Annotated in this window: 24 protein-coding genes and 1 tRNA gene; 17 read left to right on the top strand and 8 right to left on the bottom strand. The window is 62.8% G+C overall.

What is annotated here, in order from left to right; genetic code table 11:
- Nucleotides 1–218: 218 nt before the first annotated feature.
- The 4 genes from CN673_RS05660 (at nt 219) to CN673_RS05645 (ending at nt 2,474) form a co-directional block, all read left to right on the top strand.
- On the top strand, nt 219–497 hold the full coding sequence (locus CN673_RS05660) for a hypothetical protein (protein WP_099865274.1): 279 nt from the start codon (nt 219–221) through the stop codon (nt 495–497).
- Nucleotides 498–610: 113 nt separating this feature from the next.
- Nucleotides 611–1,036 (top strand): GFA family protein, encoded by a 426-nt coding sequence (locus tag CN673_RS05655; protein WP_099865273.1) that lies wholly within the window; start codon nt 611–613, stop codon nt 1,034–1,036.
- A 221-nt stretch (nt 1,037–1,257) separates the two neighbouring features.
- The gene (locus tag CN673_RS05650) at nt 1,258–1,818 is read left to right on the top strand and encodes a cytochrome b (RefSeq protein WP_099865272.1); all 561 of its coding nucleotides are present in this window, start codon (nt 1,258–1,260) and stop codon (nt 1,816–1,818) included.
- 86 nt (nt 1,819–1,904) lie between these two features.
- Nucleotides 1,905–2,474 (top strand): YceI family protein, encoded by a 570-nt coding sequence (locus tag CN673_RS05645; RefSeq protein WP_099865271.1) that lies wholly within the window; start codon nt 1,905–1,907, stop codon nt 2,472–2,474.
- A 25-nt stretch (nt 2,475–2,499) separates the two neighbouring features.
- On the opposite strand, the gene CN673_RS05640 is transcribed toward CN673_RS05645, so the two are convergent.
- A complete protein-coding gene (locus CN673_RS05640) occupies nt 2,500–3,243 on the bottom strand; it encodes a methyltransferase family protein (protein WP_099865270.1) in 744 nt (247 codons plus the stop codon).
- Nucleotides 3,244–3,330: 87 nt separating this feature from the next.
- On the opposite strand from CN673_RS05640, the gene CN673_RS05635 reads away from it, so the two are divergent.
- Complete coding sequence (locus CN673_RS05635; RefSeq protein ID WP_099865269.1) at nt 3,331–4,095, top strand: DUF1003 domain-containing protein; 765 nt, start codon at nt 3,331–3,333, stop codon at nt 4,093–4,095.
- 242 nt (nt 4,096–4,337) lie between these two features.
- Nucleotides 4,338–4,709 carry an SPW repeat protein gene (locus CN673_RS05630; RefSeq protein WP_157928812.1) on the top strand — a complete coding sequence of 124 codons (372 nt, stop codon included), beginning with the start codon at nt 4,338–4,340 and terminating at the stop codon, nt 4,707–4,709.
- Between the two features lie 139 nt (nt 4,710–4,848).
- Here the strand turns inward: CN673_RS05630 and CN673_RS21550 are convergent, their stop codons facing one another.
- From CN673_RS21550 to CN673_RS05620, 3 genes are all read right to left on the bottom strand, one after another.
- Nucleotides 4,849–5,214: a P-loop NTPase family protein gene (locus CN673_RS21550; RefSeq protein WP_370853013.1), complete on the bottom strand. Its 366-nt coding sequence runs from the start codon at nt 5,212–5,214 to the stop codon at nt 4,849–4,851.
- Between the two features lie 5 nt (nt 5,215–5,219).
- Nucleotides 5,220–5,453 carry a hypothetical protein gene (locus CN673_RS21275; protein WP_245409795.1) on the bottom strand — a complete coding sequence of 78 codons (234 nt, stop codon included), beginning with the start codon at nt 5,451–5,453 and terminating at the stop codon, nt 5,220–5,222.
- 202 nt (nt 5,454–5,655) lie between these two features.
- Nucleotides 5,656–5,729 (bottom strand) — tRNA-Gln (locus CN673_RS05620).
- Nucleotides 5,730–5,988: 259 nt separating this feature from the next.
- On the opposite strand from CN673_RS05620, the gene CN673_RS05610 reads away from it, so the two are divergent.
- The 5 genes from CN673_RS05610 (at nt 5,989) to CN673_RS05590 (ending at nt 11,684) form a co-directional block, all read left to right on the top strand.
- On the top strand, nt 5,989–7,692 hold the full coding sequence (locus tag CN673_RS05610) for a Ppx/GppA phosphatase family protein (RefSeq protein WP_099865265.1): 1,704 nt from the start codon (nt 5,989–5,991) through the stop codon (nt 7,690–7,692).
- Between the two features lie 5 nt (nt 7,693–7,697).
- Nucleotides 7,698–8,453 carry an RlmE family RNA methyltransferase gene (locus CN673_RS05605; protein WP_099865264.1) on the top strand — a complete coding sequence of 252 codons (756 nt, stop codon included), beginning with the start codon at nt 7,698–7,700 and terminating at the stop codon, nt 8,451–8,453.
- Nucleotides 8,454–8,593: 140 nt separating this feature from the next.
- The gene (locus CN673_RS05600) at nt 8,594–9,586 is read left to right on the top strand and encodes an MBL fold metallo-hydrolase (RefSeq protein ID WP_099865263.1); all 993 of its coding nucleotides are present in this window, start codon (nt 8,594–8,596) and stop codon (nt 9,584–9,586) included.
- A gap of 169 nt (nt 9,587–9,755) precedes the next feature.
- The gene (gene guaB / locus CN673_RS05595) at nt 9,756–11,258 is read left to right on the top strand and encodes an IMP dehydrogenase (protein WP_099865262.1); all 1,503 of its coding nucleotides are present in this window, start codon (nt 9,756–9,758) and stop codon (nt 11,256–11,258) included.
- A gap of 9 nt (nt 11,259–11,267) precedes the next feature.
- Complete coding sequence (locus tag CN673_RS05590) at nt 11,268–11,684, top strand: MAPEG family protein (protein WP_099865261.1); 417 nt, start codon at nt 11,268–11,270, stop codon at nt 11,682–11,684.
- Here the strand turns inward: CN673_RS05590 and CN673_RS05585 are convergent.
- Nucleotides 11,654–12,592: a hydrogen peroxide-inducible genes activator gene (locus tag CN673_RS05585; protein ID WP_099865260.1), complete on the bottom strand. Its 939-nt coding sequence runs from the start codon at nt 12,590–12,592 to the stop codon at nt 11,654–11,656. The genes CN673_RS05590 and CN673_RS05585 overlap by 31 nt on opposite strands.
- A gap of 130 nt (nt 12,593–12,722) precedes the next feature.
- Between CN673_RS05585 and CN673_RS05580 the strand changes: the two genes are divergently transcribed.
- The 6 genes from CN673_RS05580 to guaA all read left to right on the top strand — a co-directional run bounded on the left by CN673_RS05580 (nt 12,723) and on the right by guaA (nt 19,011).
- Nucleotides 12,723–14,240 (top strand): catalase, encoded by a 1,518-nt coding sequence (locus tag CN673_RS05580; protein WP_099865259.1) that lies wholly within the window; start codon nt 12,723–12,725, stop codon nt 14,238–14,240.
- A 133-nt stretch (nt 14,241–14,373) separates the two neighbouring features.
- Nucleotides 14,374–15,663, top strand: a complete 1,290-nt coding sequence (locus CN673_RS05575; protein ID WP_099865258.1) for an RsmB/NOP family class I SAM-dependent RNA methyltransferase — start codon at nt 14,374–14,376, stop codon at nt 15,661–15,663.
- Between the two features lie 95 nt (nt 15,664–15,758).
- The gene (locus tag CN673_RS05570; RefSeq protein ID WP_099865257.1) at nt 15,759–16,214 is read left to right on the top strand and encodes a TspO/MBR family protein; all 456 of its coding nucleotides are present in this window, start codon (nt 15,759–15,761) and stop codon (nt 16,212–16,214) included.
- 91 nt (nt 16,215–16,305) lie between these two features.
- Nucleotides 16,306–16,761, top strand: coding sequence for a PaaI family thioesterase (locus CN673_RS05565; RefSeq protein WP_099865256.1), 456 nt, complete (start codon nt 16,306–16,308; stop codon nt 16,759–16,761).
- On the top strand, nt 16,758–17,408 hold the full coding sequence (locus CN673_RS05560) for a 5'-methylthioadenosine/S-adenosylhomocysteine nucleosidase (RefSeq protein ID WP_099865255.1): 651 nt from the start codon (nt 16,758–16,760) through the stop codon (nt 17,406–17,408). Before CN673_RS05565 ends, CN673_RS05560 begins: the two co-directional genes overlap by 4 nt.
- A 40-nt stretch (nt 17,409–17,448) precedes the next feature.
- The gene (guaA, locus tag CN673_RS05555) at nt 17,449–19,011 is read left to right on the top strand and encodes a glutamine-hydrolyzing GMP synthase (RefSeq protein ID WP_099865254.1); all 1,563 of its coding nucleotides are present in this window, start codon (nt 17,449–17,451) and stop codon (nt 19,009–19,011) included.
- Between the two features lie 191 nt (nt 19,012–19,202).
- Here guaA and CN673_RS05550 read toward each other — a convergent pair whose 3' ends face one another.
- The 3 genes from CN673_RS05550 to CN673_RS05540 all read right to left on the bottom strand — a co-directional run bounded on the left by CN673_RS05550 (nt 19,203) and on the right by CN673_RS05540 (nt 20,993).
- Nucleotides 19,203–19,628, bottom strand: a complete 426-nt coding sequence (locus tag CN673_RS05550; protein WP_099865253.1) for a type II toxin-antitoxin system VapC family toxin — start codon at nt 19,626–19,628, stop codon at nt 19,203–19,205.
- Entirely contained in the window at nt 19,628–19,870 is a 243-nt protein-coding gene (locus tag CN673_RS05545) for a type II toxin-antitoxin system Phd/YefM family antitoxin (RefSeq protein WP_099865252.1), read from the bottom strand. Before CN673_RS05545 ends, CN673_RS05550 begins: the two co-directional genes overlap by 1 nt.
- 298 nt (nt 19,871–20,168) lie before the next feature.
- Nucleotides 20,169–20,993 (bottom strand): sulfite exporter TauE/SafE family protein, encoded by an 825-nt coding sequence (locus CN673_RS05540; protein WP_099865251.1) that lies wholly within the window; start codon nt 20,991–20,993, stop codon nt 20,169–20,171.
- Nucleotides 20,994–21,014: the final 21 nt, after the last annotated feature.

Here is a 21,014-nt window from a genome sequence, read left to right as displayed (position 1 = left end):
ATTCGTTAGGCGCGGAGATCCTGTATTAGGCAAGTCTAACGAATCGATGATCGCGGCCCGTTCGCGGTGGTTCTTCGCGTTCACCCGTGAGTGGGCGACAAACGGCATGAACGACCGTCGATCAGGAAGATTTTATTCATTAACCAGAGCTTCAACTCTCGGTTGCCGACGGCGCGCACATGCTTAAGAATGCGTTAACAGCCTTTCACGAGTGTGCCATGTTGACCGATCTGGAATGGATTCGCACCTATATTGCCGCTCAGCAACGCCCCGAACCCGCCGCCGGCGTCGCCGTGCGCAGGGTCGCGGTTGATCAGCTGAATGCGCCGGACGCCGGCGCGGTGGCGGAAGTGTTCCTGGAGCGTTACGACCTTTTCGAACGCTCGTTTTTCGAGCACACGGTCGAGCATGATCGTGAGAAGGCGCGCCGCCAGGCATTGGTGGCATTTGACCGTTTCGCCAAGGCCATTCAGCGCTCGCGCAGGCGGGCAGGGTAGTGTGACATCCTGACGTTCAGCCGGTGCGTCGAGGCGTTGGGGTGCGACGGAGCAAGGCGGGAACATGCCTTGGCGCGCAACGTTTCGGTCTCGGATGACGGAGGGTTCCGGCGATGGACCGGGTGCGCGGCGGCTGCCTTTGCGGCAACATAAGGATCACGGCGGAAGGCTCGCCCTTGAGGGTGGGTCTGTGCCACTGCATGGATTGCAGAAAACATCACGGCGCGCTCTTCCATGCGTCCGCCATCTTTCCCGAAGGCGCGGTGAGGGTCACCGGAACAGCGCGCGCCTATGGCGACCGCTACTTCTGCCCCGACTGCGGCTCGTCGGTCTTCTCGCGCAGTCCGGGCGAGATCGAAATTCATCTCGGTTCGCTGGACGCCCCCGATCAGATGGTCCCGACCTACGAGTTATGGACCATCCGCCGCGAATCCTGGCTGCCCCCGTTCACCTTGAAAGATCGCCATACCCGCGACCGCGAAGAGCCTGACACACCTGATCGCAAGGACCGCGTCGACGATCCGCGATCACAGGGCTGAGGGCCAAGCGATGGCGCGTGGACGAAACCAATAGAAGTCATTTGAAGGGCGCGCTAAGCGTTCTAACGCTTGCTGTGCGGTCCTGACGGGTCTGCTACCATCCAGGGCGTCACGGCAGGCTCAAAGGACGGTTTTCTAGACGAGGTTCCGCGGCCTTGCGTGACGACGGGCACGCTTTTGGGTCGAGTGACCGGCCGCAAAATAGCGGATAGAATGACCACATGCTGCGGAACTCTAAAACGTCGTTCGGTTGGATCGCGATCGGCATGCACTGGGGGATTGCGATCCTATTGGTGTGCCAATTCGCGCTTGGCGTGACGATGGTTGACGTTGAAGACCAGCGCCGCGCGTTCGACTTGATCCAGTTGCATAAATCGCTCGGATTTCTGCTGCTATGTCTGATCGTTCTTCGGCTCGGCTGGCGGCTCACAAACAGATTCCCGGTGGAACCGGCCGATCTCGCGGTGGCGTTTTGCCATGCATCAAGGATGTCGCATGGTGCACTCTACGCGATCATGCTTGCGCTGCCGCTAACGGGTTGGGCATTGGTTTCTGCCTCAACGCTTGCCATTCCGACGTTGGTCTTTGGCACACTGATCGTTCCAGATCTTCCGCTGACCAGACTGGAATCGGCCGAAGGTGCTTGGAGGGCAACGCATGAAGCACTCGGTTGGCTTGGTGTCGGTCTGGTTGGGCTTCATGTTGGAGCGTCAATATGGCACGAGTTGACACTTGGTCAGCCATTCCTTCGTCGCATTTGGCGGCCAGGGCATCGCCATTGATTGCGCTGACGGGATTGTGATCACCTGTAGCTGGCCAATTCGTGCTGACAGGCGGACAATTCCGAGCCTTGGCAGGAGCAACGGCGATGCGCAGGCTTGCACTTGTTCTAGCGGTGTTCGTTTTCGCGACTGGCACGACGCATGCGGGGGACCTATCGTCTGCAAGCGGGCACTATGCGATCATCCCCGGTGGATCCACCATCGACTTTGCCCTATCGAATCTGGTCGGCGGTGCCATTCGCGGCCGATTTACGAGGTTTGCGGGCGAGATTGACATTGATGCGACGGATCTGGCGCGGTCCGCCGTATCGATCGTCATCGATCCGGCCAGCGTCGAAGCTGGCGAACCGCGAACCACCGCGTTCTTGAAGTCAAATGCCGTGTTCGACACGACGCGGGAGCGCGCAATCACCTTCCGATCAACGCATGTTTCCCAGACCGGCCCTGTGGCCGCCACCGTCGAAGGTGAGTTGACCGCCCGCGGTGCAAAGGGTCACCAATCGTTCGATGTCACAATGCAGTCCTTCGACGGCAACGGCATCGTCTTTGGAGTGAGCGGTGTGGTTCGGCGCGAGCACTACGGCATTGATGTGGGATTGCCGATCTATTCGAACGACGTGCGGTTCGATATGGTGCTTATGGCGCAGCGGCATTGAAGAAGCGATCTTACGCAGAACATCGTCAGCGTCCCTGCACGTCGAGCCAACTGGTCTGCTTCTTCAAGGACCGAAGCGCCAGATAGACGATGCCGCCGCCGATGAATGCCGCTATCCAGACAGGATCATAGAGGATGTGGCCCTGGAAAAGGACATCGCCGAACGCTTCGATGGCGAAGAACGCGGCAATGATTGCGAAGAAGCCGGAATATTCCCGGCGCAACACGTTTCTGACCGAGAACGGTAATGTCGGCGCCTGCCAGCCGGAGAGCCGTGGAAAGAATGCTGGCACGCGGTCGGCCCACTCTTGGTATGTGGTTCCAAACTTGTCGGAGAGGAAAGCCTCTTCCGTTGCAATGATGCGCTCCAGATAGATGATCAGGAAGAGCGCCATGATGATGACGAAATAGACACCCTGAGTGAAGAGCGCGATCGCCATGTAGATGATTGCGTTGCCGAAATAGAGTGGATTCCTCGTCAGCGAGTACATACCTGTCGTGTTGAGTGTCTCGGCAACTTGGCTCCGTGTGTTCCGCCCTGACGTTCCCTTGGGGGCATGAGCGACCGTCACGGCGCGCAACGCCAGACCGGTAAAGGCCAGGGCGACACAGACGCCTTCATAGATGAAATCCGCCCGATCGCCGAAATAGAGCTCGATCGGCTCTCCTCGACGCAGCGTCATGAAAGCGATGGGGATCGTCGCCAAAAGCACATAGCTGCGCCAGCGGAAGAACCACTGGCCCTGACGGACGATGCTATCACGGATCATGTCGACGCTCCCCTGGCCATAGATTTCAATTGCAGAGCGCCTGAGTTGCGGCGAATTTAAGACAGGTTGTAGAGCGCGGAGGCGCCAATGAAGCCGGGCCAGGAAACCTGCGGCGTGTGCGGCCGGCACGGCAGTGCGGTTCGCCTCTATTCGACAGCCTGGCTTCGACCGACGGTCGCCCAATGGCTCGACCGGGAGTATCCCGGTTGGCGTGATACCGGGTGGTTGTGCATCGAGGATCTTCAGCGCGCGCGGCGTCACGTTCTGGAAGAAACGATCATCAAGGAGCGCGGAGAACTGACGGCGCTCGACAGCACGGTGGTTACCAGTCTGATCCAGGACGAAACTCTATCTGTTGATATCGAACGGGATTATGAGGAGAAGGTCAGTCTGGCCGAACGGTCCGCGGATGCCGTTGCCGCCTATGTTGGCTCATGGCAATTCATCTTCACCTTCATCGCTGTCCTCATCGTCTGGATGTCGGCGAATGCATGGTTGCTGCGGACCGACGCCTTCGATCCCTATCCTTTCATCCTGCTCAACCTCTTTCTCTCGCTGGTCGCAGCGATTCAGGCGCCGCTCATCATGATGAGCCAGAGACGGCAGGAGACGAAAGACCGTCTCCGGTCGCAAAACGACTACCAGGTCAATCTCAAGGCCGAGCTTGAAATCCGCCATCTGCATGAAAAGCTCGACCATCATCTCCTGCGGCAATGGGAGCGCCTGACCGAAATCCAGGAGATGCAGATGGAACTGATCGACGACACTGTTGCAGTCGGCCCGTCCGATCCCGCTACAGCGAAGCGACGATCCAGACTGAAACGACAATCAGCAGCAAGACGAGCAGACTGAGGAGCAAAGCAGTTCCAGGATCAAGCATGATCGGTTTCATGACAGCCTCCAGAGATGGCCATCTTCGGCGCAGCAAAGCGATTTCACCTTAATCCATATCAATTGCAGGCTCCCCTTCTGCTTGAGTGAAGGGCTCCGCGAATTCGGCAAGATTCGAGGGGTGCGGTGGATCGTTGATACGCATCAAGGCCTGCCGGCCTGGCCTCGCCGATAATCGAACGCGTTGAATGGAGGTCAGCATCATGTATGCGAAACATCACTGGCAGAACTGGCTCACCGCGATAGTGGGCATCTGGCTCATGATCTCACCCTGGATCCTGAATTTGGGCATGACGATAAGCGTTGGAAACATCGAGCATTCGCTCGTCACAGGGAATTTGCTCCTTTGTGGAGCCTTCGCGCTGTTCATTGCGCTCGCGAGCGTGCTGGCACATCGACCGTGGGAAGACTGGGTCGAAGCTGCCCTCGGATTGTGGCTCATCTTGTCGCCCCTGGTTCTACGATACTCTGACAACCGCCCGGCGGTGTGGAGCGCGGTACTCAGCGGCGCGTTGATCATGATTGCTGCAGGATCGCATCTTTTTGAAGACCGACCTGCGCACCCTGCGCGGTGACTTTAAGCGATACAAAGCCGCGCCACGCGTACATCCGTCCCTCTGGACGGCGAACAAATCGGTCGGGCATTTCGCGCCCAGCAGTTTGGCGAGCAGAGTGAAGTTCTCCGGATTCTGGCCTGACATCGACATCGATCGGTTATTGTCGAGGTCCCGGAGTAAAAAGCCATCCGTCTGGCGATATCGGCGCGATCTTCCTCTCCCGGCATGCCCTTGGCACGGATGTAGAGGATGGCGGCCTGGGTCTCCTCGTCCGCCAGCGGAATCGCAATATGCTGATCACGGCATCCGGGACGCAGCAGAGCCGGATCAATGGCGAAGCACAGTTGTTCACGACTTCGGTGCAACATTGCGCGCTATGACCGGAGAAACGGGCACGATCGCCAATGGAATCAAACGCATCGATGAAGAGGATGCTGGGCGCGTGATCGCGCGTTTCCGCGAAAGCCTTTCTCGTGGCCTTCAAGAAATCGCCGAGTTGGCCGCTCGACTGGCAACGCGTCACCGAGGCTACAACAAGATGGGCCGAGCAGGTCGTGGCAAGTGCGGCTGCAAAGTGTCGGGCGGCCCGGAGAGAAGCACGCCCAGGTCGATTTCGGACCAGTCGATCCGTCCAGCCTTCCGGTCGGCAAGATCGGCGGAGAGATCGAGCGACCAGTCTGCCGCGTCGCCATTCCATAGCTGGGGAGGCCAGTCGAGAGTCATCGCGGGGGGGATGCTGCCGCATTTCCGTTCCTTGCTCATCGACAAGCTTCGCCTCGACCTTTGCGATGACCGCTGAAATGCTCCCACTGTGCCCTCTTTCCGGGCCGCTAGGATGAGCGAGCCCTGCTGCGGTGTGGGCATCACCATTGGGCGTCAGTTTCGGGCATCAGCTCGCCTGTGACGCCGAAACGGGATCCCGAATTTCCGGAATATTCAATGATTTCAGGGTCTGAAGAAAAGTTGGCTGGGGAACCTGGATTCGAACCAGGACTAACGGAGTCAGAGTCCGTGGGTCTACCGTTAACCTATTCCCCACCGTGCCGTGAGCGTCGCCGCGGCGGTTGCGGGCCTCTATAGCCAAAAAGTCCGGCGGATGCAAACCGGCAATTTCCAAATTTTGTCCTGGCTTTGCGAGTGGAGCGCTGCGCCCGCCCGGCGCGCCGGCAAAAAGGGTTTGGTGATTGAAAAACAGGCTGATAGTCTTGCCGGCAACGACAAACAAGGAGCGTCAGTCGCGCCGAGGTGGCCTTTCGACACGGCAGCCGGGCTTGCGACGCGCCGTAAGGTTGATTGAGTGGAAGACCGCGAAACGGGCGCCAGGGCGCCATCCGCGGGGACGCCGCAGCAGGAGCCGGAAGCCGGGAATGGACCCACTGCCGAAAAAACCCGCCAGGACACCGCATCGCCGCGGGCCCCGGCGCGCGGCGACGTGGGCCATCGGGCAGCGGGCGGCAGTGATGCCGTCGCCGTTGGAACGGCTCTAGATCGTTCGCCACCCGGCGGCGATCGGCGTTCCCATACACCTTCATCGGACCCGTCCGGCGGCGATCTGTCGCCCGGCAAGAACGGCAAGCGACGCCGTCGGCGCCGCCGTGGTGCCAGATCAGCCAGGAATGGGGCGGCTGCGCTGTCCGATGCGTCCCCCCCGGGCCCGGCGCCGCTTGCAGATGCGGCCACGGGCGAGGGCGGCGCACCGGATGCGCCAAGTGACGCCCGTGCGCCCAAACGATCGAAATCGCGCAAGCGGCGACAGCGCGCCAAGCGTGCCCGTGCGCTGCGCAATCCTGCGGTCGACGGTGCCGGCGAGGCCGGCGGCGCCAACGGATGCGCGAGCGACCGGCCGGGGCGATCATCCGGCGGTGCTGCCGCCAGCGCACCACCTCAAGGCACCAACGGGGCGGCTGGAAACCCCGCGTCGCGGCAGGCGCGGGGCGATAGCCCGTTTTACGCCGCGCTCGACCTCGGCACGAACAATTGCCGCCTGCTCGTTGCCGCCCCGACCCGTCCTGGCCAGTTCCGGGTCGTCGACGCGTTTTCGCGCATCGTCCGGCTCGGCGAGGGGCTGGCGGCGACGGGCCGCCTGTCCGAAGCCGCCATGGACAGGGCTGTCGACGCCCTGCGCATCTGCGCCTCGAAGCTTGCCGACAAGCCGATCCGCAAGGCCCGGCTGATCGCCACCGAGGCCTGCCGCGCGGCCGAGAATGGCGGCGCGTTTCTTGAGCGCGTGCGCCGCGAGACCGGACTGGATCTGGAGATCGTCGATCGCGAGACCGAGGCCCGGCTGGCCGTGTCCGGCTGCTCCTCGCTGGTCGAACGCGAGACCGATTCGGTCGTCCTTTTCGATATTGGCGGCGGATCGTCGGAAATCGCCGTCATCGAGCTTCCGCAGAACCGTTCCGGCCGGCTTGCCAACCACATCCGCGCATGGACGTCGCTGCCGGTCGGCGTGGTGACGCTGTCGGAACGCTTCGGCGGCCGCGATGTCACGCGCGACATCTTTGCCGCGATGGTGGCCGATGTCGAAACGATGCTCGAAAGCTTTCTGTGTCCCCAACTGCGCGGTATGGCGGGGGAGGCGGAGACCGGGCGCTTTCATCTCATCGGCACGTCCGGCACCGTGACGACCCTTGCCGGTGTCCATCTCGACCTGCCGCGCTACGACCGCCGGCGCGTCGACGGTCTATGGCTCACCAGCGACGAGGTCGACCGCATGCTCGAGAAGATCCTGTCCTGGGATTTCGACCAACGATCGGCCAATCCGTGCATCGGCGCCGACAGGGCGGATCTGGTACTGGCCGGCTGCGCCATCCTGGAAGGGATCCGCCGCCGCTGGCCCGCCGAGCGCATGCGCGTGGCCGACCGTGGCCTGCGCGAGGGTCTCCTGACGGACATGATGGCGGCAGATGGCGTCTGGCGCCGTCGCCGATCGCGCTTTCCCGCCTCCGACCGTGGCCGCTATCGCCACGAGACGGTGTCGCACTCCAAGGACCGAGGATAACGCGCATGCAGCCACCAACAGGGCGCACCGGCCGCAAGCTCGGCCAGAAGGTCAAGAAGAAGGGCAAGGTCAAGGGCTCGTCCCGGCGCTGGATCGAACGCCACATCAACGACCCCTACGTCCAGCGCGCGCAGTTGGAGGGCTACCGCTCGCGCGCCGTCTTCAAGCTTCTGGAGATCGACGAGAAGCACAAGATTCTGAATGGCGCCAGGCGGATCATCGATCTCGGCGCTGCGCCGGGCGGCTGGTCGCAGATCGCCGCCAAGGTCACAGGATCGACCGACGCTTCGCCGCGCGTGGCTGCGATCGATTTCCTCGAGATGGATCCCATTCCTGGCGTCGCGATCCTTCAGATGGACTTCCTCGACGACGATGCGCCGCAAAGGCTTCTCGAAGCAGCCGGCGGTGCACCCGACGTGGTGGTCTCCGACATGGCGGCGCCGACCACCGGCCACAAGCGCACCGACCATCTGCGCACCATGCACCTTGCCGAGGTCGCCGCGCATTTCGCGGTCGAGGTTCTTCGTCCGGGAGGCCATTTCCTCTCCAAGACGTTCCAGGGCGGCACCGAGCAGGACCTTCTCACCATGCTCAAGCAGAATTTCCGCTCCGTCATCCACATCAAGCCGCCGTCATCGCGGTCCGAATCGGTCGAGATGTTCCTGCTGGCCAAGGATTTCAAAGGCCGTGCGGCTGATGAGGCCGCTCCTGTCGAGGAAGCCGGTTCCGACCGCGAGGCCAGGTCCGACCAGGAAAAATGAAGGGCCAGAGGCTCACGTTCGCGTGATGATGCTGCGGCGGGACATACCCGTGATTGTCATCGCGTCGCACCGCTCCAGATAGCCAGTACAATGCGAAACGGGCTTGCCAGCCTGTCGCAGAACCTGTTCTGGAGGACGATATGACGTTGACCTTTTCCCGTTCGCGCCGCGACGCGTTCAAATTCGCCGCCGTCGGCGCAGCCGGCCTGGCAACGCCGGCCTTGATGGTAAGAGCCGCGCACGCTCAGGAGGAAGGCCAGATGACGCCAGCCGACCACGGACTGTTCAATCGTTTCCAGCTGGGCGATTTTCACGTTGCCACGCTCTCCGATGGGGGCCGCGTGATGGACGAGCCGCACACCACATTCGGCACCGACCAGGCACCGGACGATGTCGCCGCCCTGCTGGAGGAGAATTTCCTTCCGGCCGACCGCATGCGCAACATGTTCACGCCGACGCTGATCGACACCGGCTCCGAGCTTGTCCTTTTCGATACAGGCAACGGCGAGGCCGGGCGCGAGGCCGGCACCGGGATGCTCCTCCAGGCTTTGCAGGCGGCCGGCCATACGGCCGAGGACGTTTCGATCGTTGTGCTGACCCACCTTCATGGGGATCATATCAACGGGCTGATGGAAGGTGGCGCGCCGGCCTTCCCCAATGCGCGCTATGTGACGGGTGAGGCCGAGTACGATTTCTGGACCGACGAGGCCCGCGTCGGCACCGGCGCGGAAGGCAATCACATGGCCGTCATGGAAAAGGTGGCGCCGCTTGCCGAGAAGATGACGTTTCTTGCCGACGGCGATGATGTCGTCACCGGCATCACGGCGATGGAGGCTCTCGGCCACACGCCGGGACACATGATCTACGCGATCGAATCGGGCGAGGGGCGGCTGATCCTGACAGCCGATACCGCCAACCATTTCGTGCTGTCGTTGCAGCGGCCGGACTGGGAAGTCCGCTTCGACATGGACAAGGCGATGGCTGCCGAGACCCGCAAGCGCGTCTTCGACATGATCGCCACCGATCGGCTGCCGTTCATCGGCTATCACATGCCCTATCCGGCCCAGGGCTTCGTTGAAAAGCGCGATCAGGGCTATCGCTATATCCCCGAGAGCTACCAGTTCGACGTGTGAATCTTCGCGGCCGCGCCGGGTCCTTCATCGGCGCGGTACGGCGCAGCGAAGATGCCGGCTTCCCTTCCGTGCCTCGGCATGGTAGCAGCCCTTGCCAATCACATTCTTGCCGTCCGTTCATCGCCTCGCCGGGGCGTTCGGGCGGCTTATTTACACTGAAGGATTGGCTATGGCGAAAATCATCGAGACCTCGACCGGCGCTCAGGCGCTGACCTTCGACGACGTTCTGCTGCAGCCTGGCCATTCCGAAGTGATGCCGGGCCAGACTGACGTTTCGACGACGATCGCCAGCGGCATCGACCTCAATCTGCCGATCCTCTCCTCCGCCATGGACACGGTGACGGAATGGCGCCTCGCCATCGCGATGGCCCAGGCCGGCGGCATCGGCGTCATCCACCGCAATCTTTCTCCCATCGAGCAGGCAGAGCAGGTTCGCCAGGTCAAGAAGTTCGAAAGCGGCATGGTGGTCAATCCCGTCACGATCGGCCCTGAAGCAACGCTCGGCGATGCGCAGGCGCTGATGAAGGCGCACGGAATCTCCGGCATTCCGGTCGTGGAAAACGGTGGCAACGGCGGCCAGCACACCGGCCGTCTCGTCGGTATCCTCACGAACCGCGACGTGCGCTTCGCCTCCGATCCGGCGCAGAAGATCCATGAACTGATGACGCGCGACAATCTCGTGACGGTCAAGGAAAGCGTCAGCCAGGATGAGGCCAAGCGCCTGCTTCACCAGCATCGCATCGAGAAGCTGCTGGTCGTCGACGGCGATGGCCGTTGCGTCGGTCTCATCACGGTGAAGGACATCGAGAAGTCGCAGCTCAATCCCCATGCCTCCAAGGACGGCCAGGGCCGCCTGCGCGTCGCCGCCGCCACGTCGGTCGGCGAAGATGGCTTCGAGCGGGCCGAACGGCTGATCGATGCGGGCGTCGACATGATCGTGGTCGACACCGCGCACGGCCATTCCCAGCGTGTTCTCGACGCCGTCGACCGGGTCAAGCGCCTGTCCAATTCGGTAAGGGTCATGGCGGGCAACATCGCAACGTCCGATGGAACGAAAGCTCTGATCGATGCGGGCGCCGACGCGGTGAAGGTCGGGATCGGGCCGGGCTCCATCTGCACGACGCGCATCGTTGCCGGCGTCGGCGTGCCGCAGCTCTCCGCGATCATGAACGCCGTCGGCGTCGCCCATGATGCCGGCGTGCCCGTCATTGCCGATGGCGGCATCAAATATTCCGGTGATCTTGCAAAAGCCATGGCGGCCGGCGCGGATGCGGTGATGATCGGCTCGCTTCTGGCCGGAACCGACGAAAGCCCGGGTGAGGTCTATTTGCACCACGGCCGTTCCTTCAAGGCCTATCGCGGCATGGGGTCGGTCGGCGCGATGGCGCGCGGCTCAGCCGATCGGTACTTCCAGGCCGAAGTGCGCGACACGCTCAAGCTCGTACCCGAAGGCATCGAGGGCCAGGTGCCCTACAAGGGTCCGGTCTCCGGCGTTCTCCACCAGCTCGCCGGCGGTCTGCGTGCGGCGATGGGCTATGTCGGGGCCAAGGACCTGACGCAGTTCCACGAGCGCTCCACCTTCGTGCGGATTTCCAATGCCGGCCTGCGCGAGAGCCATGCCCATGACGTGACGATCACCCGCGAAAGCCCGAATTATCCTGGCGCGAACTGAGGGGGCGAAATGGGCTCGACAGCAATCTTCTGGCCGGTGATCGTTCAGGTCGCTCTAATCTATGGTGTCTATTTCCTGGCGTCGAAACGGCGTGTCGGCGCGGTCAAACGCGGCGAGGTCGAGGCGCGGGCCTTCCTCGTGCCGAATGTCGAGCCCGAACAGAGCGCGACAGTCATCCGCAATCTGATCAATCAGTTCGAATTGCCGATGCTGTTCATCTTCGCCTGCTTCGGGCTCTACATGATCGCAGCGGCGAATGTCGTGGTCGTCATCCTCGCCTGGCTGTTCGTGGCCTCGCGGGTCGTGCACGCTTATGTCCACGTCACATCGAACGATCTGCGCCGGCGTCGTCCCGCCTTTATCGCCGGCTTCGTGCTCAACGGGCTGTTGTGGCTCTATTTCGCATTCCGCCTGGCGGTCGCCTGATCGGTGCCCGGAAGCAGCAAGGCCTCGCCGCAGGTGCGGGCAGCCTCTGCGAAGGCTTCGAAATCGGCTGACCGGCCGCTGGAATCGCGTGTCAGCAGCCCGATCTGCCGCGATGGCTGCGGCTCGGCGAAAGGCACGATCCGCATGCGGTGACGTCCGCCTTCCGAACGGACGGCGATTTCCGGAATGAGCGTCAATCCAAGGCCGTGGCTGACCATCTGCAAGAGGGTGGCCATCGATGTCGCGCCGTAGTTGACGATCCGTCGGCCCGGCGCGGCCTCGCAGACCGCAAGGGCCTGGTCGCGCATGCAATGCCCTTCTTCCAGAAGCAGAAGACGGCTGACATCGACCTGGTCCTGCGCCATCGGCGACATCAGGATCGTGGTCTCGTCGTCGGCGCAGGCCATCAGGAAGCGGTCTTCGAAGAGGAAACGGCTGGCGACGCCGTCTTCCTCCACCGGCAGCGCTGCGATCACCGCATCGACCTGTCCGTGAAGCAGATCGCTGACCAGCGTCGCCGTCACCGCCTCCTTCAGTTCGATTTCCAGCTTCGGATAGTGTTTGCGCACATGTGGCACGAGCGCCGGGACGAGATAGGGCGCGACCGTTGGGATGATTCCGACGCGCAGGCGCCCGGTCAAAGGGTCCGCGTGGCGCCGCAGTCCGACCTCCAGCGCATCGACATCTGCAAGAATCGCCCTGATCTTCGGCAAAAGCCTGTCGCCGTCAGGTGTCAGCATCGTGGCGCGGCGGCCGCGCTCGACCAGCTTCGTGCCGAGGTGCCGCTCCAGTTCGGCGATCTGGGCCGAAAGCGCCGGTTGGCTGACATGGACGAGTTCAGCGGCCCGGCCGAAGTGTCTCGTCGTCGCCAACGCATCGAAATAGCGCATCTGCTTCAGAGTCGTCATGTCCGTGCCATGATAGGAAAATCCTATTTAGAACCAATAAAAATCCAATTGGAAATTATCAGCCCTGCATGCGATATCAAGGTCACAATCAACAGCTACAAGAACCAAGCTCGAACCAAGGAGGAAGGTCATGTCCAAAGGACCGACATTGACGACATCTGCCGGCGCTCCCGTGCCGGACAACCAGAATTCCCTGACCGCCGGGGAACGCGGTCCGCTCCTGATGCAGGACTACCAGCTGATCGAGAAGCTGGCGCACCAGAACCGCGAGCGCATTCCCGAGCGCACCGTTCACGCCAAGGGGTGGGGTGCGCACGGCACGCTGAAGATCACCGGCGACATCTCCAAATACACCAAGGCGAAATGCCTTCAGCCGGGCGCCGAAACCCCGATGCTGGCGCGCTTTTCCACCGTTGCCGGCGAACTCGGCGCGGCCGATGCCGAGCGCGACGTGCGCGGCTTCGCGCTGAAGTTCTACACGGAGGAAGGCAACTGGGACCTCGTCGGCAACAACACGCCGGTCTTCTTCGTGCGCGATCCCTACAAGTTCGCCGACTTCATCCACACGCAGAAGCGTCACCCGAAGACCAACATGCGCTCGCCGACCGCCATGTGGGATTTCTGGTCGCTGTCACCTGAGTCGCTCCATCAGGTCACCATCCTGATGTCCGACCGTGGCCTGCCGCAGACCCCGATGAACATGAACGGCTACGGCTCGCACACCTTCTCGTTCTGGAATGATGCCGGCGAGCGTTTCTGGGTCAAGTTCCACTTCAAGACCGAGCAGGGCCACAAGCATTACACCAATGCCGAAGCCGAACAGATCATCGGCAAGACCCGCGAGAGCTATCAGGAGCACCTGTTCAACACGATCGAGGACGGCGACTATCCGCGCTGGAAGGTCCAGGTGCAGATCATGCCGGAAATGGATGCGGAGAAGACCTCCTACAATCCGTTCGACCTCACCAAGGTCTGGCCGCACGACGAGTATCCGCCGATCGACATTGGCTACTTCGAGCTGAACCGTAACGCCGACAACTACTTCGCGGAAATCGAGAACGCCGCGTTCTCGCCGTCAAACGTCGTTCCGGGCATTTCGTACTCGCCGGACAAGATGCTGCAGGCGCGTGTCTTCTCCTATGCCGACGCACACCGCTACCGCCTCGGCACGCATTACGAGCAGATCCCGGTCAACCGGCCGAAATGCCCCGTTCATCATTACCACAAGGATGGTGAGATGAATGTCTATGGTGGCATCGCAACGGGCACGCCGAACGCATACTACGAGCCGAATTCCTTCGGTGGGCCGGTCGAGCAGCCGGCAGCCAAGGAGCCGCCGCTCCGCATCTCGGGCGACGCCGACCGCTACAACCACCGTGTCGGCAACGACGACTACAGCCAGGTCCGGGTGCTCTTCGAAAGAGTTCTCGAGGCTGATGAGAAGGAACGTCTGTTCAACAACATCGCTGGCACCTGGGGCGACGTTCCCGAAGTGATCTGCGAGCGGCAGCTTGCCGAGTTCAAGAAGGTCCATCCGGACTATGAGGCAGGCGTGCGCAAGGCTTGGGAAAAGATCAAGGCGGAAGGCGGCTACAAGCCCAATGCCGCGCCCGTCACCGAGCACACGCCGCAGGAAGCGGCCGAGTAGTTTCCTCGTTCCCAAGAGGGAAGGGACTGTCTGAGATGAAGGCCGGGGCCGGCGCGCCCCGGCTTTTCTTTGTCCGTCGGGCAGGCTATTGAGCAGCCGACCCGACACCGTTCCCGATCCAAAGGAAAGCTCCATGCGCCTCGGCGGCAGGCTGGCGGCAGCCATCGACATTCTGTCTGACATCGAGACCCGCCATCGGCCGGTGGCGGATGCGCTCAAGGACTGGGGCCTGAGCCATCGTTTCGCCGGTTCGGGCGATCGCGCCGCCATCGGCAACATTGTCTATGACGCGTTGAGGCTGAAACTCAGCCATCAATGGCTGATGGACAGCGATGCGCCGGCTGCGATGGCATATGCGGTGATTTATCGCCAATGGAAGATCGCGCCGGATGAGGTCGCGCATGCGCTTGAGGGCGATCGTTTCGCGCCGCCTCCACCCGCGCCCGAATGGCTGGCGTCTTGGCAGGAAAAGGACCTCACCAGCGCGCCGCATCACGTTCAGGCCGACATGCCGGAATGGCTGATTTCTTCTCTCATGTCGGCGTTCGGCGAGGATTGGCTGGCCGAAGCCCGCGCGCTCAATGAGCGTCCACCGCTTGATCTGCGCGTCAACACGCTGAAAGCCGACCGCGCGAAGGTGGCAAAGGCCATGGCGCGCACCGGCGCTCACCCGGCACCCACCGCGCCGCATGGCCTGCGCATCGATCCGGTCGCCGGTCCCCAGCGGCATCCCAATGTCACCGCCGAACTGGCCTATCAGAAAGGCTGGTTCGAGGTTCAGGATGAAGGCAGCCAGATCGTCGCCGCACTCTTCGGCGCGGCGGCGGGCGAGAATGTGCTCGATTTCTGTGCCGGCGGCGGTGGCAAGACGCTGGCGATGGCGGCCGCGATGGAGAACAAGGGCCAGGTCCACGCCTACGACGCCGATCGTGGACGCCTCGCGCCGATCATCGAGCGGCTGAAGCGCGCCGGCACCCGCAATGTCCAGGTGCACGATGCCGCCGACGATCTGGCCATGCTGGCCGGGCGCATGGACCGCGTACTCGTCGATGCGCCATGCACCGGCAGCGGAACCTGGCGCCGTCGACCCGACACCAAATGGCGGCTGACGGCGCGAAACGTCGAGGAGCGCTTGGCGCAGCAGGCCGCCGTGCTCTCGTCGGCGAGCCGCTATGTCCGCCCCGGTGGCACCCTGGCCTATGTCACCTGCTCGGTCCTCCCGGAGGAAAACGAGGTACAGGCCCGGCGCTTCCTCGCCGAAAACGTCGATTTTTCTGCTGAGGCCGCCGCCGATCTTTGGCAGACGCATATCGGTGAAACGGGCGCCAGGCCACGCATGACCACGCAGGGCGGGCTTGCCCTGACGCCGGCCCTGAGCGGAACGGACGGGTTCTTTTTCGCCGTCTTCAAGCGCACCGCCTGAAGACGTCTCCCGCCGCCTCGTCCTTCGCGGGGGCTCGCCATCGCCATGCCCGCGCTCCAGATAAGCAGGAAGGCTATTCAGCGGAACAACAGACCATGTCCAATCTGCGATTGTTGCTTCTTTTCCTCATCCTGACCCTTGGCGGAGGCATGGTGATCGGGCTGACCAACACGCCCGGCGAATGGTATCAGGCGCTGGCAAAGCCGCCCTTCAATCCGCCGGACTGGGTCTTCGGCCCGGCCTGGACGATCCTCTACATTCTGGTCGCCATCGCCGGCGCCCGCACATTCGCGCGCGGCGGCGCCGCCAGCGCGCCGATGGTGGCATGGTGGATCCAGCTTGCCCTCAATTTTGCCTGGACGCCGGTTTTCTTCACATTGCAACGGCCCGATCTGGCGCTTCCGGTCATCGCCCCGTTCTTCCTCGCGATCCTGGTGTTCATCGCCCTTTCATGGCGCCGCGACAGGCTGAGCGCGATCCTCTTCGTCCCCTATCTGGCGTGGGTGGGCTTGGCCAGCGTACTCAATTTCGAGATATGGCGCCTTAACTGAGCGCTGGGCGTGATGATCGCGCGACCAACGTCGTGCTTGCGCTTTCTCGGCCCGCCATGTTTATCTCGCAATTGCGAACTGAGATGCGCCGATGAACGCTGAAGACATCAATCCCGAGTTCAAGACACGCGTGCGCGCCAGCTTCGACCGCCAGCAGGCGATGCAGACGATCGGTGCCGAGCTGACCAGGGTGGAACACGGCACCGTCGAGATAGAGCTGCCCTATGACGGGAAACTGACGCAGCAGCATGGTTTTCTCCATGCCGGCATCATCTCCACGGCGCTCGATTCGGCCTGCGGCTACGCGGCCTATTCGATCATGCCGGCCGATTCCGCCGTGCTCACCATCGAGTTCAAGATCAACCTCATGTCGCCCGGCCGCGGCGAGCGTTTCGTCTTTCGCGGCGAGGTGACCAAGCCGGGCTCCACCATCATAGTGTCCGATGGCCGCGCCTATGCGCTGAGCGACACCCAGCCGCCCCGTCTCATCGCTTCGATGACCGGGACGATGATGGTGGTGCGCGGCCGCGAGGGCCTTGCCGGATGATCGTGCGTCCCACGCGCTTTGCCGGCCGTCGGGTGCTGTTCGTGATGGCCGCCACCGCCGAATATGGCCGCAGCCTGCAGGTCCGTTTCGAACCGCTCTTCACTGGCGTCGGTCCCGTCGAAGCGGCGGTGGTCCTGACAGCGGCGCTTTGCCGGCTTTGCTCGGGAAAGGATTGTCCGGACCTGGTCGTGTCGCTGGGATCGGCCGGCTCGCGGCGATTGGGGCAGACGGCCATCTATCAGGCGACGAGCGTCGCCTATCGCGACATGGATGCCTCGCCCCTTGGCTTCGAGAAGGGAAGGACCCCCTTCCTCGATTTGCCGGCGGTGGTTGCGCTGCCGCTGCGCGTGCCGGGCATCGACGAAGCGACGCTTTCCACCGGGGCGAACATCGTTTCGGGCAGCGCTTATGAAGCGATCGATGCCGACATGGTCGATATGGAAACCTTCGCGGTGCTGCGCGCCTGTCAGCATTTTTCCGTTCCGCTGGTGGCGCTGCGCGGGATATCGGATGGCGCGAGCGATCTGCATCACATCGATCATTGGACCGAATATCTCGATGTGATCGATGAAAAGCTCGCCGCCGCGGTCGACCGTCTCGGTGACGCGCTGGAAGACGGCCTCATCGATCTGCCCGCCGCGTCATGAGCGTGTTGCAACGCACGCGCCTTTTCTCTAAAGGCTCGCCATGAGCATCGCCGAACATCCCGACACCGTCCTCATCATCGATTTCGGAAGCCAGGTGACCCAGCTGATCGCGCGCCGCGTGCGCGAGGCGGGCGTCTACTCCGAGATCGTTCCGTTTCAACTGGCCGAAGACGCCTTTCACCGCATCGGCCCAAAGGCGGTGATCCTGTCGGGCGGGCCGGCCTCGTCCATCGAAACCGGCAGCCCCCGCGCACCGCAGATCGTTTTCGAGAGCGGCCTTCCGGTGCTTGGCATCTGCTATGGCGAGCAGATCATGTGTGCCCAGCTTGGCGGCCGGGTCGAGGGCGGCCACCACCGCGAGTTCGGTCGCGCCTTCCTCGATATCCGCAAGGACAGCGCGCTGTTCGAAGGCGTCTGGGAGGAGGGCTCCCGCCACCAGGTCTGGATGAGCCACGGCGACCGCGTCACGGCATTGCCCGATGGCTTTGCGGTGATCGGCACATCGACCGGCGCCCCCTTCGCGGCCATCGCCGACGAAGCCCGCAGGTTCTATGCCGTGCAATTCCACCCCGAAGTGGTTCATACGCCAGACGGTGCGCGCCTTTTGTCGAATTTCGTCCACAAGATCGCCGGCCTTGCCGGCGACTGGACGATGGCTGCCTATCGCGAACAGGCCGTTCAGGCGATCCGCGACCAGGTCGGCGATCGCAAGGTCATCTGCGCGCTGTCCGGCGGTGTCGACAGCTCCGTCGCCGCGCTCTTGATCCACGAGGCCGTCGGTGAACAGCTGACCTGCATCCTGGTCGACCACGGCCTGATGCGGAAGAACGAGGCGGCCGAGGTCGTCGCCATGTTCCGCGAGCACTACAATCTGCCGCTTATCCTCGTGGAGGCGGAGGATCGCTTCATCGGCGCGCTGGAAGGCGAGAGCGACCCGGAGAAAAAGCGCAAGACGATCGGCCGTTTGTTCATTGAGGTGTTTGAGGAAGAGGCGAAGAAGCTCGGCGGCGCCGATTTCCTTGCCCAGGGCACGCTCTATCCCGATGTCATCGAAAGCGTCTCCTTCACCGGCGGCCCGTCGGTCACCATCAAGTCGCATCACAATGTCGGCGGCCTGCCCGAGCGCATGAACATGCAGCTCGTCGAGCCGCTGCGCGAACTCTTCAAGGACGAGGTGCGCATTCTCGGCAAGGAGCTCGGTCTGCCGGACCATTTCATCGGCCGCCACCCGTTTCCCGGCCCCGGCCTCGCCATCCGCTGCCCCGGCGGAATCACCCGCGAGAAGCTGGAAATCCTGAAAGAGGCTGACGCGATCTATCTCGACGAAATCCGCAAGGCCGGCCTCTACGACGCCATCTGGCAGGCCTTCGCTGTCCTGCTCCCCGTCCAGACCGTCGGCGTCATGGGCGACGGCCGCACCTACGAATTCGTCTGCGCCCTCAGAGCGGTGACCTCCGTCGATGGCATGACAGCCGATTTCTACCCCTACGACATGGACTTCCTCGGCCGCACGGCAACCCGCCTCATCAACGAGGTCAAGGGCATCAACCGCGTCGTCTACGACGTGACATCCAAGCCCCCGGGGACGATCGAGTGGGAATGATTCAGTCCTTCCACGAAAAACACCTTCTGCAAAAGAGCCTTGCGCATCCGGCGGCTTGTCTGAAGCGCTGACTGATTGCCGCTTCTCGCAAACCGGCTAGCCGGCCGCGACGATCGCATCAGTCGGCTCGCCGGACCGGTCACCCGCCATGGAGGCTGCCGAATGGACCGGCCGAGAGGGCGGGGGCCCGTTCATGTCAGCAACTGCACCGGCACACCGAGCGCCGGCCCCGCCTCGGCGAGCCGTAGGTCGAGCGTGTGCACCGTGGCACCATGCTCTGAGGCAATGGCGAGGTGCAGCGCGTCTCCAGCGCGAAGCCCCAAGCTATGCTGATCGGCAAACCTCGCCGCCGCCCTGAACTGCCCACCCATCACGGGCAGCGCGGTGAAGCTCTCGGCGACCAGCTTGTTGAACATGGCCAGCGCCGCCGCGCGGTGCTCCAGAGTGATCTGCCCAGTCCGCAGCTTGATTGCCATCGCGGACGACATTTCAGTGACGGTCCAGTCGCTGATCAGAAGCTGCGCCGGGTCCTGTTCCGCCAGCCAGGCCTGAACGCGCGACGTCAGAGCTTCATTGGAGAGCCCCGCGACGATCAGCGACGTATCGAGATAGAGCATCAGTAGCGGTCGCTGTCCCGCATCGACCGCACGAGATCGGCGGCGCTCTGGGATTGGGAGGGAATTGCCGCTGTCAGCGACTGGAGCAGCGCGGCATCGATCGGTTTGCGGGGTCTAGCGACGGCGGTGAGCCGCGCGACGCGCTTGCCGCGGCGGGTGATGTCGATCGAGTCGCCAGCCTCGACCCGGTCGACCAGCTCGCTCAGATGGGCTTTGGCATCCGCCAGCTTGACCGCATCCATGTGACACTCCTGACCATGTAGATAGTCATATAGCGTGTCGTGCTTGAAAATTCCAGCATTGTGCTCTCGGCATCGCCCTTCGACCGAGGACGGCCACAAGCCATTCATATTGCATGTTTGGAAAGGTGCCGTCCCAATCGCCCGCCAGCGTGGTGCTCGCGCCGTCTGATCGACAATTGCTGGAGGTCGCTCGCAACGACGAAACGTCCAGCGCTTTCAGACGCAGTCGCCGCCTATTTGAAATTGCAGGCGCCGGACACGCGAGCCGGTCGGAACGTTGATTTCAATCGAGCCGTGCTCAGAACACGCTCATCAGCATGCGGATGCTGGTGATCGCAAGGAAGGCCGCGAAACAGTAGCGCAGCGCCGCCGGCGAGATCGCGTGCGCGATCTTCGCGCCCAGCGGTGCTGTCAGCATCGAGGCGGGGATGATGGCGAGCACGCCGGCAAGGTTGACATAGCCGAGCGAGAAGGGCGGCAGGTCCTCCACGCCGAGGCCGAACCAGATATAGCCGAGCGTGCCGGGGATCGCGATGATCAGTCCGATCGCGGCAGCCGTACCGACCGCCTTGCGGATCGGATAGGCGAAGAACGACAGGATCGGCACCGAAAGCGTGCCGCCGCCAATGCCCATCATAACGGAGAAGAGGCCGATCACCGTTCCGAGGGCCTCCTTCAGCGGCGTTTTTGGCATGGACCGCTTGGCCGATTTTTCCGATGGTTTCAGCGCCATGTTGATGGCGACGATTCCGGCGACGACGGCGAAGACGAGCGTGAGAACCTCGCCCGAGACGTTACCGCCGAGGATCGTGCCGATGACGACGCCGAAGGCGATTGCCGGTCCCCATCGCTTCAGAAGGTCGGTGTCGACGCTGCCCTTCTTCCAGTGCGAACGCGCGGACATGAAGCCGGTGAATATGATCGTGGCGAGCGATGTGCCGACGGCGACGTGCATGCGCACCTCTTCGTCGATGTCGAGGGCCAGGAACACGAAGAACAGCACCGGCACGATGACGATGCCGCCGCCGACGCCGAGCAGTCCCGAGATGATGCCGCCGATCGCGCCGGTGACGGCGAGGATGGCGATCAGGGTGAGCGCTTCGGCAAGGCCGACGTCAAGCATGGTGATTGTCCGGAACGGTGT

The sequence above is a fragment of the Neopararhizobium haloflavum genome (genome assembly GCF_002750855.1).
Taxonomy (GTDB): domain Bacteria; phylum Pseudomonadota; class Alphaproteobacteria; order Rhizobiales; family Rhizobiaceae; genus Georhizobium; species Georhizobium haloflavum.
Note: the sequence above shows the minus strand (reverse complement) of the source record. Positions and strands in the feature narration are given on the sequence as shown.

What these genes read in the sequence shown, in the direction of transcription:
- CN673_RS05660 (WP_099865274.1), top strand. Translation starts at nt 219, where the DNA reads ATGTTGACCGATCTGGAATGGATTCGCACCTATATTGCCGCTCAGCAA.
- CN673_RS05655 (WP_099865273.1), top strand. Translation starts at nt 611, where the DNA reads ATGGACCGGGTGCGCGGCGGCTGCCTTTGCGGCAACATAAGGATCACG.
- CN673_RS05650 (WP_099865272.1), top strand. Translation starts at nt 1,258, where the DNA reads ATGCTGCGGAACTCTAAAACGTCGTTCGGTTGGATCGCGATCGGCATG.
- CN673_RS05645 (WP_099865271.1), top strand. Translation starts at nt 1,905, where the DNA reads ATGCGCAGGCTTGCACTTGTTCTAGCGGTGTTCGTTTTCGCGACTGGC.
- CN673_RS05640 (WP_099865270.1), bottom strand. Translation starts at nt 3,243, where the DNA reads ATGATCCGTGATAGCATCGTCCGTCAGGGCCAGTGGTTCTTCCGCTGG.
- CN673_RS05635 (WP_099865269.1), top strand. Translation starts at nt 3,331, where the DNA reads ATGAAGCCGGGCCAGGAAACCTGCGGCGTGTGCGGCCGGCACGGCAGT.
- CN673_RS05630 (WP_157928812.1), top strand. Translation starts at nt 4,338, where the DNA reads ATGTATGCGAAACATCACTGGCAGAACTGGCTCACCGCGATAGTGGGC.
- CN673_RS21275 (WP_245409795.1), bottom strand. Translation starts at nt 5,453, where the DNA reads ATGAGCAAGGAACGGAAATGCGGCAGCATCCCCCCCGCGATGACTCTC.
- CN673_RS05605 (WP_099865264.1), top strand. Translation starts at nt 7,698, where the DNA reads ATGCAGCCACCAACAGGGCGCACCGGCCGCAAGCTCGGCCAGAAGGTC.
- CN673_RS05600 (WP_099865263.1), top strand. Translation starts at nt 8,594, where the DNA reads ATGACGTTGACCTTTTCCCGTTCGCGCCGCGACGCGTTCAAATTCGCC.
- guaB (WP_099865262.1), top strand. Translation starts at nt 9,756, where the DNA reads ATGGCGAAAATCATCGAGACCTCGACCGGCGCTCAGGCGCTGACCTTC.
- CN673_RS05590 (WP_099865261.1), top strand. Translation starts at nt 11,268, where the DNA reads ATGGGCTCGACAGCAATCTTCTGGCCGGTGATCGTTCAGGTCGCTCTA.
- CN673_RS05585 (WP_099865260.1), bottom strand. Translation starts at nt 12,592, where the DNA reads ATGACGACTCTGAAGCAGATGCGCTATTTCGATGCGTTGGCGACGACG.
- CN673_RS05580 (WP_099865259.1), top strand. Translation starts at nt 12,723, where the DNA reads ATGTCCAAAGGACCGACATTGACGACATCTGCCGGCGCTCCCGTGCCG.
- CN673_RS05575 (WP_099865258.1), top strand. Translation starts at nt 14,374, where the DNA reads ATGCGCCTCGGCGGCAGGCTGGCGGCAGCCATCGACATTCTGTCTGAC.
- CN673_RS05570 (WP_099865257.1), top strand. Translation starts at nt 15,759, where the DNA reads ATGTCCAATCTGCGATTGTTGCTTCTTTTCCTCATCCTGACCCTTGGC.
- CN673_RS05565 (WP_099865256.1), top strand. Translation starts at nt 16,306, where the DNA reads ATGAACGCTGAAGACATCAATCCCGAGTTCAAGACACGCGTGCGCGCC.
- CN673_RS05560 (WP_099865255.1), top strand. Translation starts at nt 16,758, where the DNA reads ATGATCGTGCGTCCCACGCGCTTTGCCGGCCGTCGGGTGCTGTTCGTG.
- guaA (WP_099865254.1), top strand. Translation starts at nt 17,449, where the DNA reads ATGAGCATCGCCGAACATCCCGACACCGTCCTCATCATCGATTTCGGA.
- CN673_RS05550 (WP_099865253.1), bottom strand. Translation starts at nt 19,628, where the DNA reads ATGCTCTATCTCGATACGTCGCTGATCGTCGCGGGGCTCTCCAATGAA.
- CN673_RS05545 (WP_099865252.1), bottom strand. Translation starts at nt 19,870, where the DNA reads ATGGATGCGGTCAAGCTGGCGGATGCCAAAGCCCATCTGAGCGAGCTG.
- CN673_RS05540 (WP_099865251.1), bottom strand. Translation starts at nt 20,993, where the DNA reads ATGCTTGACGTCGGCCTTGCCGAAGCGCTCACCCTGATCGCCATCCTC.